Here is a 15,305-nt window from a genome sequence, read left to right as displayed (position 1 = left end):
TTCAAGTTTTAGAACTTATTTAAATTAAGATTTTATATATATGTAAAAAGCACCTTTAAAAAAGGTGCTTTTTACATATATATAAAATCTTAATTTAAATAAGTTCTAAAACTTGAAAGTTACGCCTGCTTTAAAAATTGTTCCGCTAAATCCAAACTGATTTACTTCCCAAGGATATTTAAAACGACCGCCTAAATTTGTTACCACATCGCCTTTTGTGTCAATAGTGTCTGGGTAAATGTTGAATAAATTATTTACTTGTGCTGTTAATGAAATTACTTTAGAAAACTCATATCCTAAAGATAAATCAGTTAAAACTTTACCACCAAAGGTTTGGTCTTTTTGAGCATCTGAAGCGTGTTGCCAAGTTACTTCGCCAAAATACGTGTTGTTTATGGTGGCATTAAATTTATCTAATTTATAATTTGTTCCAAAAGAAACTTTCGTGTTTGGTCGGGCGCTAATAATTCTTGATTGCTCTTTTCTATTAAAAATAGCCGTTTTATAATTTGATAATTTAGTCGGTGTTTTTACTTCGCCTTCTAATTTGGTTTTATTCACGTTTAAAGCTAAATTTAAAGCTAATTTCCCTGAGGCAAAATCAATATTTTTATAACGCATCGTGTAATCAAAACCTGAAGTTCTCGTAGATGCCGCATTGATAAAAAATTTGATACTCGTTACCTTATTTTCATCTAATACTTTTTGCACGGATGCATTTGGCATTCCGTTGTCATCTTTCCCGCCAATTTCTCCTGAAAAAACAACTCTATCGGCTACTTTAACATTGTAATAATCTAACGAAATAGTGAAATCTTTAGCTGCTTTTACTGTTAAACCTGCCGAAATACTTTTAGATGTTTCTGCAAATAATGAAGCAACGCCTAAGTCTTTAATTACAGAACTTACATTGTTAAAAGTTCCTTGGTTAGAAATTTTTCCATCAGAAATTAAGGTTTGTACATTGCTTAAATATACTTGGTGTAATGAGGGCGCTCTAAATCCTGTTCCGTAAGATGCTCGTAAAACGATTGCGCTTCCTAATTTATATCTTGAGTTCACTTTCCAAGAAGTGTTTCCGCCAAAATCTGAATAATCTTCATAACGAACGGCTCCTCCAATTAAAAAATCATCTGAAATATCCCAGTCTAAAGTAGTGTATCCGCCAATATTTGTTCTTGTTTCGCTTAAAGCATTGCTTGGTTGTAATCCTGGAAAAGATTGTGCGCCACTTTTATAATAAGAAGCTTCTTCTCCTTGAATAACTTCAAATTTTTCTTGACGACCTTCAAATCCAAAGCCGACACTTACAGTTCCAAATGAACGGCTTACGTCAAAATTTCCAATAATATTGCTAAAAGCATAGGCTCCTGCATCAAAAGAAGTAGGGCTTTTTGCGCCTAAATCGACATTAATGGTGTTTCCGATGGTGTAATCTACCGAGTTTTTACCGTAACTCGCACTTGCATCGGCATTAAATTCGCCTAACTTAAATTTGCTTCCTGCGGTAAGTAAAACATCTTGAATTCCTGTTTCAAAAGTAGGTTGAAAACCTGTGTATGTTTTTCCTTTTGGTGTTAATAAACCAAAATCATTGGTAATCCAATATGGCGGACGATACAAAGCAAAACTTGTTCCTTGCCTAGCGTTAAAACCTCCAAAAGCATATAATTTGGTATTTTCATTTAAAGGATATTCGGCATTTAAAAAAATTGCCGCTTTTTTCATTTCTGCCTGTCCGATAGTCATTCCTAAAGCAGGATTGTCTTTTGTCCATTGATTATTTACTTCAAATAAATCATCTTTTCCTGGTTCGCCAGCTCTGTTTGTTTTATCTTGATAACTCAAATCAAGCGACGCATTTACAAAGCCGCCTTCACCAAAAGTAAACGTATGATTTGCATCTAAGGAAGCATTTGCTCCATCGGCTTTACTGGTTATTCCTGACGTAAAATTTACCTGTGTAAATTTGATGTTTTTCTTTAAAATAATATTGATAACTCCCGCAACCGCATCTGAACCGTATTGTGCCGATGCGCCATCTCGTAAAACCTCTACTCGTTCAATGGCTGTGGTTGGAATACTTTTCATATCTACCCCAACTTCACCTTTTCCAGGTGTATCGTTTACATAGACCAAAGCACTTTGATTTTTACGTTTTCCGTTTACTAAAACCAAGGTTCTACTTGGTCCTAAACCTCTTAAATCGGCTGGATCAAAATGGGCTGTTCCATCTGAAACGGTTTGGCTACTCGCATTATAAGACGGAATTGCATACATTAACATTTGGTCAATATTTGTTTGCCCTGTTGCTTGTAATTCTCGTACACTTACATTGTCGATTGGTACAGCTGAATCTAAAATTGTTCGTGGTTTTGAACGATTTCCTGTTAAAATAATTTCATTTAAAACATTTCCTTCTTTTAAAATAACTGTTATATAGGTGTTTTTAGTGATTTTTTTGGTTAATGTGGTAAATCCCACCGATGAAAAAACCAAGCTAATAGGCATTTTTTCAACATCTAATGAAAATTCTCCTTGCTCATTAGTACTTACTCCGTTTACGGTGTCTTGTTTTAAAACGCTTACAAAAGGAATTCCAAGTCCACTTTGATCAACCACCTTTCCTTTAATCGTTTGTCCAATAATTGATGCTATAGAAGTAAAAAACATCAATAAAAAACAACTGAAAATTTGTAGTTTTTGTGCTTTTAAATAGCGTGGCAACGTAATTCTTTTATTCATATTAAAAAAGTTAATTTTTTCACAATAATACTATTTTTTTAAGATAAACAACTACAAAAAATTATTTATCTGTTTTAAAATTAATAATTATACAACATCTGTATAGTTTTTAGCTTTAACCATATTTTAACAGCTATTATTTCCTTATTATTGTAGCTTTGTTTCATAAATTATAATCATATTTCAATTACTATGGATGTAGATGTAAGAGCTATTAATGAAAAAGTAGCAAGAGAAAGTGCTTTTGTTGACATATTAACAAACGAAATGAACAAAGTAATCGTTGGTCAAAAACATATGATTGATCGCTTACTTATCGGACTTCTTGGAAATGGACATATTTTACTAGAAGGAGTTCCTGGTCTTGCAAAAACACTCGCTATCAATACGTTATCAAAAGCCGTACAAGGTAGTTTTAGTCGTGTACAGTTTACGCCCGATTTATTACCCGCAGATATTGTCGGTACCATGATTTACAACGTAAAAGAAAATGATTTCACTATCAAAAAAGGTCCTATTTTTGCGAACTTTGTGCTTGCCGATGAAATTAACCGTGCGCCCGCAAAAGTGCAATCGGCATTATTAGAAGCAATGCAAGAACGTCAAATTACCATTGGAGATACTACCTTTAAATTACAAGAACCATTCCTTGTAATGGCAACGCAAAACCCCGTAGAACAAGAAGGAACATATCCACTTCCCGAAGCACAAATGGACCGTTTTATGCTAAAAACAGTAATTGATTATCCAAAGCTTGAAGACGAACAAATAATTATGCGTCAGAACTTAAACGGAACTTTTGGAACCGTAAATCCTGTAATTTCTCTCGAAGAAATTATAAAAGCTAGAGAGATTGTCAACGAAGTATATATGGATGAAAAAATTGAAAAATATATTCTTGACATTGTATTTGCAACCCGTTATCCTGAAAGATATAATTTAGAAAAATTAAAACCATTAATTAGTTTTGGAGCGTCGCCTCGTGGAAGTATTAACTTAGCTAAAGCAGCAAAATGTTATGCTTTTATCAAAAGAAGAGGCTATGTAATACCCGAAGATGTTCGAGCAATTGTAAATGATGTATTACGTCATAGAATCGGAATTACCTACGAAGCAGAAGCTGAAAATATTACATCACTTGATATTATTGCATCGATAATTAATGAAGTACAAGTGCCTTAATTTTATGGTTTTATCAAATTAAATCCTTAAAAAAGACACCGAAACATACGAAAAATAGAATAGACACGATGGACACGAAAGAATTGTTAAAAAAAGTTCGTAAAATAGAAATAAAAACACGTCGTTTGTCAAATCATATTTTTGGCGGAGAATATCATTCCACCTTCAAAGGACGTGGAATGACCTTTTCCGAAGTGCGAAAATATCAATACGGAGACGATGTAAAAGCCATTGATTGGAATGTAACCGCACGCTATAATGAACCACATATCAAAGTTTTTGAAGAAGAAAGAGAACTAACAATGATGCTTTTAGTTGATGTTTCTGGCTCAGAATCTTTCGGTACTTCACATCAATTTAAAAAAGATACCCTAACAGAAATAGCTGCAACACTCGCCTTTTCTGCCATTCAAAATAACGATAATGTCGGGTTAATCCTGTTTTCTGATAAAATGGAACTTTATATTCCACCCAAAAAAGGAAAAAGCCACGTTTTAAGAATTATTAGGGAATTAATCGAATTTAAACCCGAAAGTAAACAAACAAATATTCAAGAAGCTTTAAAATTTTTATCCAACGTAATCAAAAAGAAAGCTATTGTTTTTGTGCTTTCTGATTTCTTAGATGATACGTATCAAAAAACACTGAAATTAGTGGGAAATAAACACGACCTAACAGGAATTCGTGTGTACGATAAACATGATGCCGAAATTCCTAATCTAGGAATGGTGCCCATGACAGACGCCGAAACTGGCGAAACTTTTTTAGTGAATACAAGTGCCAAATCAGTGCGGAATCAATACAAAGCAAACGCTTTACGATTAGCAGATTATTTTGAAACATCCTTTAAAAAAAGCGGTGCAGGAACTATCAATACTCGAGTTGATGAAAATTATGTCAAAAAATTATTAGGCTATTTTAAACAAAAATAAAATTGCCTATTTTAAATTGATAACATCAAAATACTATTTTAAAATACTATCTTAAATAATATGATTGCGTAAAATGAAAACTAAAATATCAAAATTATTTTATATATTCTTACTGATTTATAATGTTGCCATTGCACAATCCAACAAAATACACGTTGAAATTGATACCACAAACATCCGTATTGGTGAACAATTTCAATATAAAATTTCAGTCAATGAAACAGAAAATGTTATCATTCCGAAACTAGAAAACTTAAAAGGACTCGAAATTGTTGATTCTGTAAAAATAACGAATATCAATAATAAACTAGTCAAAAAATATATTTTAACAGGTTTTGATAGCGGTGCTTTTTACATTCCACAACAACAAATTTTCATTAAAAATCAAGCCTATTTAACCGATAGTCTGCTTGTTAATGTCGCTACAATTGCTGTCGATACTACAAAAATTAAAAAATTCCCGATAAAAAGTATCCTAAAAGAACCGTATCAATATAATGATTTTAAACACTATATCTGGTGGGCAATTATTGCCTTACTTTTAATCGCAAGTAGTATTTATTATTTTAGAAGTAGAAAGAAAAAAATACTTCCTGAAGAAAATTATCAGCCTGAAATTCCTGCCTATCAAGAAGCCGTTCAAAAATTACACGAACTAGATGAAAAATTATTATGGCAAAATAATCAAACTAAAAAATATTATAGCGAATTAACCGAAATCGTACGAAACTATATCGAAAAAGAATTGAAAATTCCAGCGCTAGAAGTAACTACAAACGAATTAATCAGCGTTTTAAATGATTTTAAAAATATCAATTCAATTCAAACCGATGATAAAACCATTCATACATTAAAAAAATTATTAGAAGAATCTGATTTAGTGAAATTTGCAAAATCGAAACCTATTGCACACCAAATTGAACAAGACCGAAAAGATGCTGAAAATATCATCGATAATTTAAAACCTAAAAAAGAAATCGCAGAAGAAGATGTGGAATAATTTTGAATTTTATAGTCCTGAATTTTTATGGTTGCTACTATTAATACCGTTGTTCGCTTTTTGGAATTTCTATACTCGAAAAAAAGATACCGCACAATTAACGATATCTAGCGTAAAAGGTTTTAAAGTAAATACTCAAATTTTACCCAAATTAAAACCGCTTTTATATTTAGTGCGATTAACCGCTTTAACGTGTTTGATTATCGCTTTGGCAAGACCAAGAAATATAGCTGTGAGCAAAAAAACAAAATCAAATAAAGGAATTGATATTGTCATGGCAATCGATGTATCGGCAAGTATGTTGGCAAAAGACCTCAAACCAAACCGATTAGAAGCACTTAAAAAAGTAGCCATCGAATTTGTAAATAGCCGACCAAATGACCGAATAGGAATTGTCGCTTATGCTGGAGAAAGCTTTACGAAAACACCCATTACCAGTGATAAATCAATCATAAAAAGAACACTTTCTGAAATCAAATGGGGACAATTAGAAGGTGGAACAGCCATCGGAATGGGACTTGGATCAGCTGTAAATCGACTCAAAGAAAGCAACGCAAAAAGTAAAGTAATCATTCTTTTAACCGATGGCGTAAATAATGCAGGATTTGTAGATCCAAAAACAGCCACAGAACTCGCTAAAGGAAATAACATAAAAGTATATACTATCGGAATTGGAACCAATGGAATGGCACCGTTTCCTTGGGCTAAAGACCCAAGAACTGGAGAAATTTCTTTTAGAAATCAACAAGTAGAAATTGATGAAAAATTACTCAAACACATCGCCAAACAAACCGATGGAAAGTATTTTAGAGCAACCGATAACGCTAAACTAAAAGCAATTTATAGCGAAATTGATAAACTAGAAAAAACAAAAATAGAAGAATTTAAATACTATAATTATACCGAAAAATATCGACTATTAGTACTAATCGCAGGTGCACTTTTACTACTCGAATTCCTATTGAAAAATACCCTATTTAAAAGTTTTATATAAAATGTTATATCAACTAGAAGAACCTATATATTTTTACCTTTTTGCAAGTATTCCTCTGATAATTATTACTTTTTTATCAGCTTTATGGTGGAAAAAACAAACGCAAAAAAAATTTACAAACGCTAAAATGTTAGCGAAAATAGCACCAAACTCTTCTAACTTTAAAGCTGTTTTAAAATTGATTTTTTTACTCGTTGGAATCTCTTTTTTAATTATCTCATTAGTAAATCCAAAAATGGGAACAAAACTAAAAACCGTAAAAAGAGAAGGCGTAGATGTCGTTTTTGCCTTAGATGTTTCCAAAAGTATGCTCGCTGAAGATATTGCCCCAAATAGATTGGAAAAATCAAAACAAATTATTGATAAAATTATCGATAAACTTGGAAGCGATAGAGTCGGAATTATTGTATATGCTGGAAATGCATATCCATTATTACCCATCACAACCGACCATGCAGCCGCTAAAATGTTTTTACAAAATGCCAATCCTGATATGGTTTCAAGCCAAGGAACAGCAATTAATCAAGCATTAAATTTAGCCAAAACATACTACAATAACGACGAACAAACAAACCGATTTTTAATTATAATTTCTGATGGAGAAGATCATCAAGAAGAAACAAAACAAATTGCCCAAAATATTGCAAATGATGGCGTGAAAATATATACCATCGGGGTTGGAACTCAAAAAGGAGCGCCAATTCCTATCAAAGTAAATGGCTCGCTTATCGGATATAAAAAAGATAACAAAGGACAAACTGTTATTACAAAACGAAATGAAGACGTTTTAAAAGGAATCGCAAGCGCTTCCAATGGAAAATATATAGACGGAAACAGAACCGAAAACCCTGTGAAAGCTATCGAAAAAATTATAACAAACGCTCAAAAAAGTGAATTTGAAACCAAACAATTTTCCGATTATAAAGACCAATTTCAATGGTTTTTAGCAATTGGATTGCTATTTTTAAGTATCGATTTATTCTTGCTTGAAAGAAAAACAAAATGGATCAAAAAAGCAGATTTATTCAACGAAAAAGAAACCTAGAAGCTAGTTTATCAAAATGAAAACATTCAAAAATATTCTATTAATCAGCTTATTTCTGGTATCTGTAAAAATAACAGCGCAAATAGATACCCTGAAATTACAACGAGAAGCCAGAACTTTATTGCGTCAAGGAAATAAATTATACAACAAAGAAAAATTCGAACAAGCAAGCATTCTATATCGAAAAGCCTTAGACAAAAATAGTAACTACAAAAAAGCAAGTTACAATTTTGGGAACACACTCTATCAACAAAAAAAATATAAAGAAGCTGTAACCCAATTTGAAGTTACCACAAAAACAGCTTCCGATAAATTTGAAAAAGCAAACGCATATCATAATATCGGAAATGCAATGCTCGAACAAAAACAATATCAACAAGCCGTAAATGCCTACAAAAATGCCTTGCGTAAAAATCCAAAAGATGATGAAACAAGGTATAATTTAGCCGTCGCTCAAAAAAATCTTAAAAAAGAACAACAAAATAAAGATAAAAAAGACGATAAAAATAATAAGAAAGATAATAAGAAAAACGGCGATCAAGACAAAAAAGACGACCAAAAAAATAAAGATAAAAAAGACGATAAAAAAAGCGACGACAAAAAAGAAAATCCAGAAAATCAAGATAAAAAAGACCAAAAATCAAAACCAAATCAAGCAAAAATGTCGCCAGAACAAATGAAACAATTACTCGAAAGCTTGAACAATGAAGAGAAAAAAACACAAAAGAAAATGAACGCCAAAAAAGCAAAAGGAAGAAAAATAAAACAAGAAAAAGATTGGTAATACACCTATTACACTATATATTTCTGATTTTAAACACTTACTAATTTTACATTTTTTGAAAATAAATATGAAGTTAAAATTATACATCCTACTACTACTGCTATGCTGTTTTATAACACACACAATTAATGCACAAGACACACAAAAAAATGTTTTGAAAGCAAGTGTGAGTAAAAATAAATTAGGCGTGAATCAGCGATTAAGACTCGATTTTTCAATCAGTAAACAAGGTGCTGATAATTTTAAACCACCCAATTTTAAAAATTTTAAAATCGTAGGAGGACCAAGTCAATCGGTAAGTCAATCCTGGATTAACGGAAAACGAAGCTTTAATAAAACATATACCTATATTATTCAACCCAAAAAAGAAGGTGAATTTAATATTCCAGCAGCAAGTATTGAAATTGATGGCGAAATAATTCAATCAAAACCCATCAAAATTATTGTGCTAAAAGCAAGTGCTATTCCTAAAAATCCGAATGATCCAAATTATATTGCACAACAAAATATTCATTTAGTTGCTCAAATATCAAAATCACAACCCTATGTTGGTGAAGCAATTTATGTAGAATATCGCCTGTATTTTAGCCAAAATGTAGGAATTTATGACAATGCAATTACACAAAATCCGCAGTATAATGGCTTCTGGAATCAAGAAATTAAAACCAATAATCCTGAAGTAAAAACAGGACTATATAACGGCGAAAATTATCGATATGCAACATTACATAAAGCACTTTTAGTCCCAACAAAAGAAGGTCGCTTAACAATTGATCCAATGAAAATGGATATTATTGTAGCCGTTCCAACAGGACGTGCCGACTTTTTTGGAAACGTAATCACCAAACAAATTCAACGAGAATTTTCATCCGCTAAAAAAACAATACAAGCAAAATCATTGCCTATTGCCAATAAACCTGAAAATTTTACAGGAGCTGTCGGAACATTCTCCTTTGATATTGCACTGAATAAAAATACCCTAAAAGCAAACGAATCCGCAGAAATAAATGTAACCGTTAGCGGAAATGGAAATCTCAAATTATTTGAAATCCCAGAAATAATAACACCCAAAGAACTTGAAGTATATCAACCTGAAAGAAAAGAAAATGTGCGCATCACCGCTAACGGATTAACAGGGAAAATTACCGATAAATATACCGTAGTTCCTGAATATAAAGGAAAATATAAAATCCCTAAAACAAGTTTTTCTTACTTTAACCCTAAAGAAAAAACCTATAAAACAATTACCACAAAAGATATTTTTGTCGACGTTTTAGAAGGGAAAACCCTAGCAATTTCTGAAAAATCAAGCAATAATCTAAAAAAAGAAGTTCAAATTATAGGCGATGATTTTAAATATATTCAAACTTCTACAAACTTTCAAACAATAAAAAATAAAAACTTTTTTAAATCTTTTTGGTTTTATGTATTGCTGTTATTGCCGATTATAAGTATGCCTATCGCTATTTTTATCAGCAAGAAAAAAGAAAAACAATTACAAGATTTTTCAGGAAATAAACAACGTAAAGCCGATAGATTAGCTAAAAAATATTTATCCGAAGCAAAAAAAGAACTCGGAAACAAAGAAACCTTTTATGAAGCACTGGAAAATGCTTTGCACAACTTCTTAAAAGCCAAATTAAAAATTGAAACATCTGATATTAATAATGATAAAATAACAACATTACTTCAAGAAAAAAAAGTGGATACAGCCACAATTCAACGCTTTACAACTGTTTTAACCGATTGTGATTTTGCACGATATACGCCAATCACAAACCTACAAATGACCGAAGAATACGAAAAAGCAATAGAAATTATTACCCTATTAGACAAGCAATTAAGCAACCAAAATAATAAATAAATAATAAGTTATGATGAAACAATTTAGCGTATTATTATTGTTTTTAATAACAAATATTCTGCTAGCACAAACTGCTGAAGAACTTTTTATTAACGCAAATAATTCCTATAAAAAGGGCAATTATACAGAGGCTATAAAATTATATCAAGATATCGAAAAAACACAAAATGTATCGGCAGATGTATATTTTAACCTCGCAAACGCCTACTACAAATTGCATAAAGTCGCACCCGCAATTTATAATTATGAAAAAGCATTGCAGTTAAATCCGCTACATCAAGATGCACAAAATAATTTAAGTATCGCAAAAAAACTCACCTTGGATAGAATTGAAAAATTACCAAGTTCTTTAAATGAAAAAATAAATGAAAATTTCTTGCAAAAATTTAACTATAATACTTGGGCATTCTTCACAATTATCTTTTCTTTTTTAATGGCGATGCTTTTTTTAGGATATTATTTTTCTGGAAATCCGACTAAAAAAAAGCTATTTTTTACTAGTAGCATCATTTCTTTTTTACTGTTGATTAGTTGTTTACTTATTACATATCAGCAATATAACCAAACCAAAAACATGCTGGAAGCTATTATTTTTTCAGAAAAAATTGACGTTAAAAATGCACCTACACAGGATGCCGAACAATTATTTATATTGCATGAAGGAACAAAAGTTCAAATTTTAGATACCGTAGATTCTTGGAATAAAATTAAACTAGCAGACGGAAAAACTGGTTGGGTAGTAGCCAAAAAAATAAAACAATTATAACATAAAAAACAAGATAAAAAATAACATAAAAAGTTTAAATTTCGGTATTTTAGCAATCCTAGTGTAGGGCAATGACAAAACAATTAAAACACAATTATTTTAACTATTTTCTTTTGGTATTTTTAATACTTAAAGGTGTTTCTTGTATTGCCAATAACTTACAAGTACTAGATAATACCTTTGAAAATTCTCTCGAAAATTCTCTTACCGATTCTCAATTAAAGATTAATAATACGGATCCTAAAGAGAAACTAAGACATCAAAATCAAGAAGAAAATCAAAATAAAAGTAACGATAAAAATGACAATAAGTCTGAAAATCAACTCGAGAATCAATTAGAAAATGAACTTGAAAAAGAATTAGACGAACATCAAGAAATTAATCAAATTTTAGTTACAAACTATCATTTTTATCAAAATAAAGCAAGCAATAATTATAGTGCCATCTTCAAAAAATATAGTATTCAATACTTAGAACTTACTACACAGCCTCCCGAATTTCTATAAAATTTTATATTTTACAAGTATCTAATTTTCTTATATTTACCCTTATATAAGCAATCTATTTTGTGCAGGTTGCAAACATTTTAAAATCTTTTTTTAGCTTATTTTTTTAAAGCTTTAAAAAAGATAAAACAATTTATTACATTTAACTTATGAAAAAATTATTCTCAAATTTTAAAGGAGATTTATTTGGTGGTATTACTGCTGGAATTGTAGCCCTTCCATTAGCGTTAGCATTCGGGGTTTCTTCTGGTTTAGGGCCAAGTGCTGGTTTATATGGAGCTATTTTTATTTCATTTTTTGCCGCACTATTTGGAGGTACTGATACTCAAATTTCAGGACCAACAGCTCCTATGACTGCTGTAAGTATGATTATTATTGCTGGTATTATCGCTAGTAATGATGGAGATGTATCCAAAGCATTACCCGCTATTTTAACCGTGTTTTTGCTTGCAGGATTGTTTCAAATCGCCTTAGGAGTTTTAGGACTCGGTAAATATATTCGCTATATTCCATATCCCGTAGTTTCTGGTTTTATGACCGCTATTGGAGTTATCATTTTAGTAACACAAATTTTACCAGCAGTTGGTTATTATGCGAAAGAAGATACTCAATTCGTCGCGCAATTTAAACCACAAGCCGAAGAATTAATCTTAGAAAACATCTTAAAAGATGAAGCTGGTCAAGGTATTTTGGTACTAGAAAACTTTAAAGAAACCATTAATCGATCTGAAAAAACAACACAAGCTGATATTTTAAAGGAAAGTAAAACCCTTGCAGGAAAAGAAGCTTCAGGAGTTTTAGGAACGATAAAAGTATTACCAAGAGCTTTAGAAAATATTAATTGGCTAGAGTTAATCCTCGCTTTAGGAACTATTTTTATAATCTACGGATTTAAAAAAATTACCACAGCAGTACCAAGTACACTTGTTGCTTTAGTCGTGATGACAGGTATTGCCTTAGGTTTTGGTTTAAATTATCGTCCTATTGAAGAAATTCCTGGAGGATTTCCAATTCCAAATTTAGGAATTTTTACTAGTTTTAGTTTATCAAGCATAACTCCTTATATTTTTACGGCATTAACATTATCATTATTAGGAGCGATTGATTCCTTATTAACATCAGTAGTTGCCGATAATATGACCAAAACAAAACATAAACCAAATAAAGAATTGATTGGTCAGGGAATTGGAAATAGTATTGCTGCTATTTTTGGAGGACTTCCTGGAGCTGGAGCTACAATTCGTACGGTTGTAAATATCAATTCTGGCGGTAAAACTAAGTTATCGGGGATGGTTGCTGGTGTAATGTTATTAGTTGTTTTATTAGGATTAGGTCCTATTGCTTCTATGATTCCTGCGGCAGTATTAGCGGGTATTTTAATTACCGTCGGTATCGGAGTGATGGATTACAAAGGTTTAAAAGCAATTCCTTTTTTACCTCGTGATGCTAAAATAGGTCCTTTTAAAATTAGCTCAGAAGTAATTATTATGCTTGTTGTTATGTTACTTTCTACTTTTTGGAACTTAGTATATGCGGTTGGAATAGGTTTAATTATCGCTTCTTTAATGTTTATGAAAAAAATTGGTGATTTAACTTCAGAACGTTCTGATGTAAAATCATTAAATGAAGAAGCTTGGGAAGATGAAATAAATTTCCCTCAAAATTTAAAGGAAGAAGTTTTTATCAAACATATTAAAGGGCCATTATTTTTTGGTTCTACCAGTAATTTTCAAGCACTTTCATTGCAAATTCCAGATACAGCTTCAACAGTAATTATGCGTTTAGGGAGAATGCAATATATGGATCAATCAGGATTGTACGCTATGGAAGATATGTTACAAGATTTAAAAACTAAAAATATAGATGTTTTATTTGTGAATCTACTAGAACAACCAAAATACATGATGGAAAGAATTGATATCATTCCTGATTTCATTCCACGAGAGCACATATTTACATCATTTGATTCGTGTGTAAGATGGGTAAAAGAAAATATAAAAGATGAATTTAAAAACTAAAAAATATGCCATACAGAAATAAAGCAATAACCAAAGATGCTCAAGATAAATTAACACCAATGATTGTGTTACAAGATTTTATTGAGGGTAATTCTCGTTTTATAAGAGATGAAGTTCATAGCATTGACCATAAAGCATTAATCACTCAAACCACAGATAGTCAGCATCCTAAAGCTATTGTTCTTTCTTGTATTGATTCTCGAGTTCCTGTTGAGTTAATTTTTGATCAGACTATTGGTGATATTTTTGTAGCTAGAGTTGCTGGAAATTTTGAGAACACGGATATTTTAGGAAGTATGGAATATTCTTGTAAAGTTGCAGGAAGTAAGTTAGTTTTTGTGTTAGGACATGAAAGTTGTGGAGCTGTAAAGGCGGCGTGTGATCATGTTGAGTTAGGTAATATTACCTCGATGTTATCGAATATTCAGCCGGCAGTTAAAAAGTCTGAGTCTGAAATTTCAGGAGAATATAATTCATCTAATACTGAATTTTTGAATAAAACGATTGAAAACAATGTAAAATTAACTATTGATCGAATTAGAGAAAAGAGTCCTATTTTAAAAGAAATGGAGCAAAACGGCGAAATTAAGATTGTTGGTGGCGTTTATCATATTAGCAGTGGAAAAGTAAGTATGTTATAATACACTTGCTATTAAAATTATTTCCCCTAAACAATTACATTATTGTTTAGGGTTTTTTTTGTTTTATAGGATTATTTTGTAGGATACAAGAATAGTTTATTTTTTATTTGAAGCTATTACCTGCTTTCCGCACTCGCTTTTTTTTGAAGAAAAATCAAAAAAAGAGCTCAAACAATTGCTTCAATCAGGGCTAAGTCTATTTATTTAGTTTTGGTAAATTCATAAATTAGTTTTTATTTATGAAATCCAGTCATTTCAAAGAATCTTTTTAACAGATAGGTAAACGTGTAGTAGTAATTATTAGAGTCTGTTTTAAATTTTATCTGAAAAAAATATCAGAGAAAAATAAGAAATCGAATCCGTCAACCTGAATTTATTTCAGTTTCACATCCTCATTTGCCATTTTCCATAGTTTTTACGATGCTAAAATAAATTCAGTATGATGTTTATAGATTAAAAAAGAGCTTTAATCATTTCTTTCAGTTTAGCACAAAAAAAAACCTCAATCTTTATAGATTGAGGTTTCAAAGAAAGGCAACGACCTACTCTCCCACCATTGGCAGTACCATCGGCGCAAATGGGCTTAACTTCTCTGTTCGGGATGGAAAGAGGTGAGCCCCATTGCGATAATCACCTTAAAATGTTTCAGTATATTTCAACTGTATAAGTTAACATATTCGGGATGGAAAGAGGTGAGCCCCATTGCGATAATCACCTTAAAATGTTTCAGTATATTTCAACTGTATAAGTTAACATATTGGTAAAAATTATATCGTAAATAATCAAAAGAGTTGGTGCTTGCGCTCTTTCGAGCGCAAGACTTCTACA

Annotated in this window: 12 protein-coding genes and 1 rRNA gene; 11 read left to right on the top strand and 2 right to left on the bottom strand. The window is 31.3% G+C overall.

Going from position 1 to position 15,305, the window contains the following annotated elements; genetic code table 11:
• Window positions 1-105: 105 nt before the first annotated feature.
• The gene (locus L0U77_RS11440; protein WP_233901229.1) at window positions 106-2,745 is read right to left on the bottom strand and encodes a TonB-dependent receptor; all 2,640 of its coding nucleotides are present in this window, start codon (window positions 2,743-2,745) and stop codon (window positions 106-108) included.
• Between the two features lie 192 nt (window positions 2,746-2,937).
• Between L0U77_RS11440 and L0U77_RS11435 the strand changes: the two genes are divergently transcribed.
• The 11 genes from L0U77_RS11435 (at window position 2,938) to L0U77_RS11385 (ending at window position 14,477) form a co-directional block, all read left to right on the top strand.
• On the top strand, window positions 2,938-3,927 hold the full coding sequence (locus tag L0U77_RS11435) for an AAA family ATPase (protein WP_101918205.1): 990 nt from the start codon (window positions 2,938-2,940) through the stop codon (window positions 3,925-3,927).
• A gap of 68 nt (window positions 3,928-3,995) precedes the next feature.
• Window positions 3,996-4,859 carry a DUF58 domain-containing protein gene (locus tag L0U77_RS11430; protein ID WP_233885472.1) on the top strand — a complete coding sequence of 288 codons (864 nt, stop codon included), beginning with the start codon at window positions 3,996-3,998 and terminating at the stop codon, window positions 4,857-4,859.
• A 73-nt stretch (window positions 4,860-4,932) separates the two neighbouring features.
• Window positions 4,933-5,859, top strand: coding sequence for a BatD family protein (locus L0U77_RS11425; RefSeq protein WP_233896765.1), 927 nt, complete (start codon window positions 4,933-4,935; stop codon window positions 5,857-5,859).
• The gene (locus L0U77_RS11420) at window positions 5,849-6,853 is read left to right on the top strand and encodes a vWA domain-containing protein (RefSeq protein WP_233896764.1); all 1,005 of its coding nucleotides are present in this window, start codon (window positions 5,849-5,851) and stop codon (window positions 6,851-6,853) included. Before L0U77_RS11425 ends, L0U77_RS11420 begins: the two co-directional genes overlap by 11 nt.
• Window position 6,854: 1 nt before the next feature.
• Window positions 6,855-7,898 carry a VWA domain-containing protein gene (locus tag L0U77_RS11415; RefSeq protein WP_193699555.1) on the top strand — a complete coding sequence of 348 codons (1,044 nt, stop codon included), beginning with the start codon at window positions 6,855-6,857 and terminating at the stop codon, window positions 7,896-7,898.
• 16 nt (window positions 7,899-7,914) lie between these two features.
• Window positions 7,915-8,682: a tetratricopeptide repeat protein gene (locus L0U77_RS11410; protein WP_233901228.1), complete on the top strand. Its 768-nt coding sequence runs from the start codon at window positions 7,915-7,917 to the stop codon at window positions 8,680-8,682.
• A 67-nt stretch (window positions 8,683-8,749) separates the two neighbouring features.
• Window positions 8,750-10,546 carry a BatD family protein gene (locus tag L0U77_RS11405; RefSeq protein WP_233901227.1) on the top strand — a complete coding sequence of 599 codons (1,797 nt, stop codon included), beginning with the start codon at window positions 8,750-8,752 and terminating at the stop codon, window positions 10,544-10,546.
• Window positions 10,547-10,556: 10 nt separating this feature from the next.
• Window positions 10,557-11,312 (top strand): tetratricopeptide repeat protein, encoded by a 756-nt coding sequence (locus L0U77_RS11400; protein ID WP_233901226.1) that lies wholly within the window; start codon window positions 10,557-10,559, stop codon window positions 11,310-11,312.
• Between the two features lie 71 nt (window positions 11,313-11,383).
• Window positions 11,384-11,818, top strand: a complete 435-nt coding sequence (locus L0U77_RS11395) for a hypothetical protein (RefSeq protein WP_233901225.1) — start codon at window positions 11,384-11,386, stop codon at window positions 11,816-11,818.
• A 149-nt stretch (window positions 11,819-11,967) separates the two neighbouring features.
• Complete coding sequence (locus L0U77_RS11390) at window positions 11,968-13,836, top strand: SulP family inorganic anion transporter (RefSeq protein WP_233901224.1); 1,869 nt, start codon at window positions 11,968-11,970, stop codon at window positions 13,834-13,836.
• A 5-nt stretch (window positions 13,837-13,841) separates the two neighbouring features.
• Window positions 13,842-14,477, top strand: coding sequence for a carbonic anhydrase family protein (locus L0U77_RS11385; protein ID WP_101918234.1), 636 nt, complete (start codon window positions 13,842-13,844; stop codon window positions 14,475-14,477).
• A gap of 529 nt (window positions 14,478-15,006) precedes the next feature.
• Here L0U77_RS11385 and rrf read toward each other — a convergent pair.
• Window positions 15,007-15,115 (bottom strand): 5S ribosomal RNA (rrf, locus tag L0U77_RS11380).
• Between the last annotated feature and the right edge of the window lie 190 nt (window positions 15,116-15,305).

It is taken from the genome of Tenacibaculum piscium (genome assembly GCF_021390715.1).
Classification (GTDB): Bacteria; Bacteroidota; Bacteroidia; order Flavobacteriales; family Flavobacteriaceae; genus Polaribacter; species Polaribacter piscius.
This window is presented reverse-complemented; position numbering and strand designations above follow the sequence as displayed.

What these genes read in the sequence shown, in the direction of transcription:
- L0U77_RS11410 (WP_233901228.1), top strand. Translation starts at nt 7,915, where the DNA reads ATGAAAACATTCAAAAATATTCTATTAATCAGCTTATTTCTGGTATCT.
- L0U77_RS11405 (WP_233901227.1), top strand. Translation starts at nt 8,750, where the DNA reads ATGAAGTTAAAATTATACATCCTACTACTACTGCTATGCTGTTTTATA.
- L0U77_RS11440 (WP_233901229.1), bottom strand. Translation starts at nt 2,745, where the DNA reads ATGAATAAAAGAATTACGTTGCCACGCTATTTAAAAGCACAAAAACTA.
- L0U77_RS11420 (WP_233896764.1), top strand. Translation starts at nt 5,849, where the DNA reads ATGTGGAATAATTTTGAATTTTATAGTCCTGAATTTTTATGGTTGCTA.
- L0U77_RS11430 (WP_233885472.1), top strand. Translation starts at nt 3,996, where the DNA reads ATGGACACGAAAGAATTGTTAAAAAAAGTTCGTAAAATAGAAATAAAA.
- L0U77_RS11400 (WP_233901226.1), top strand. Translation starts at nt 10,557, where the DNA reads ATGATGAAACAATTTAGCGTATTATTATTGTTTTTAATAACAAATATT.
- L0U77_RS11435 (WP_101918205.1), top strand. Translation starts at nt 2,938, where the DNA reads ATGGATGTAGATGTAAGAGCTATTAATGAAAAAGTAGCAAGAGAAAGT.
- L0U77_RS11390 (WP_233901224.1), top strand. Translation starts at nt 11,968, where the DNA reads ATGAAAAAATTATTCTCAAATTTTAAAGGAGATTTATTTGGTGGTATT.
- L0U77_RS11395 (WP_233901225.1), top strand. Translation starts at nt 11,384, where the DNA reads ATGACAAAACAATTAAAACACAATTATTTTAACTATTTTCTTTTGGTA.
- L0U77_RS11385 (WP_101918234.1), top strand. Translation starts at nt 13,842, where the DNA reads ATGCCATACAGAAATAAAGCAATAACCAAAGATGCTCAAGATAAATTA.
- L0U77_RS11415 (WP_193699555.1), top strand. Translation starts at nt 6,855, where the DNA reads ATGTTATATCAACTAGAAGAACCTATATATTTTTACCTTTTTGCAAGT.
- L0U77_RS11425 (WP_233896765.1), top strand. Translation starts at nt 4,933, where the DNA reads ATGAAAACTAAAATATCAAAATTATTTTATATATTCTTACTGATTTAT.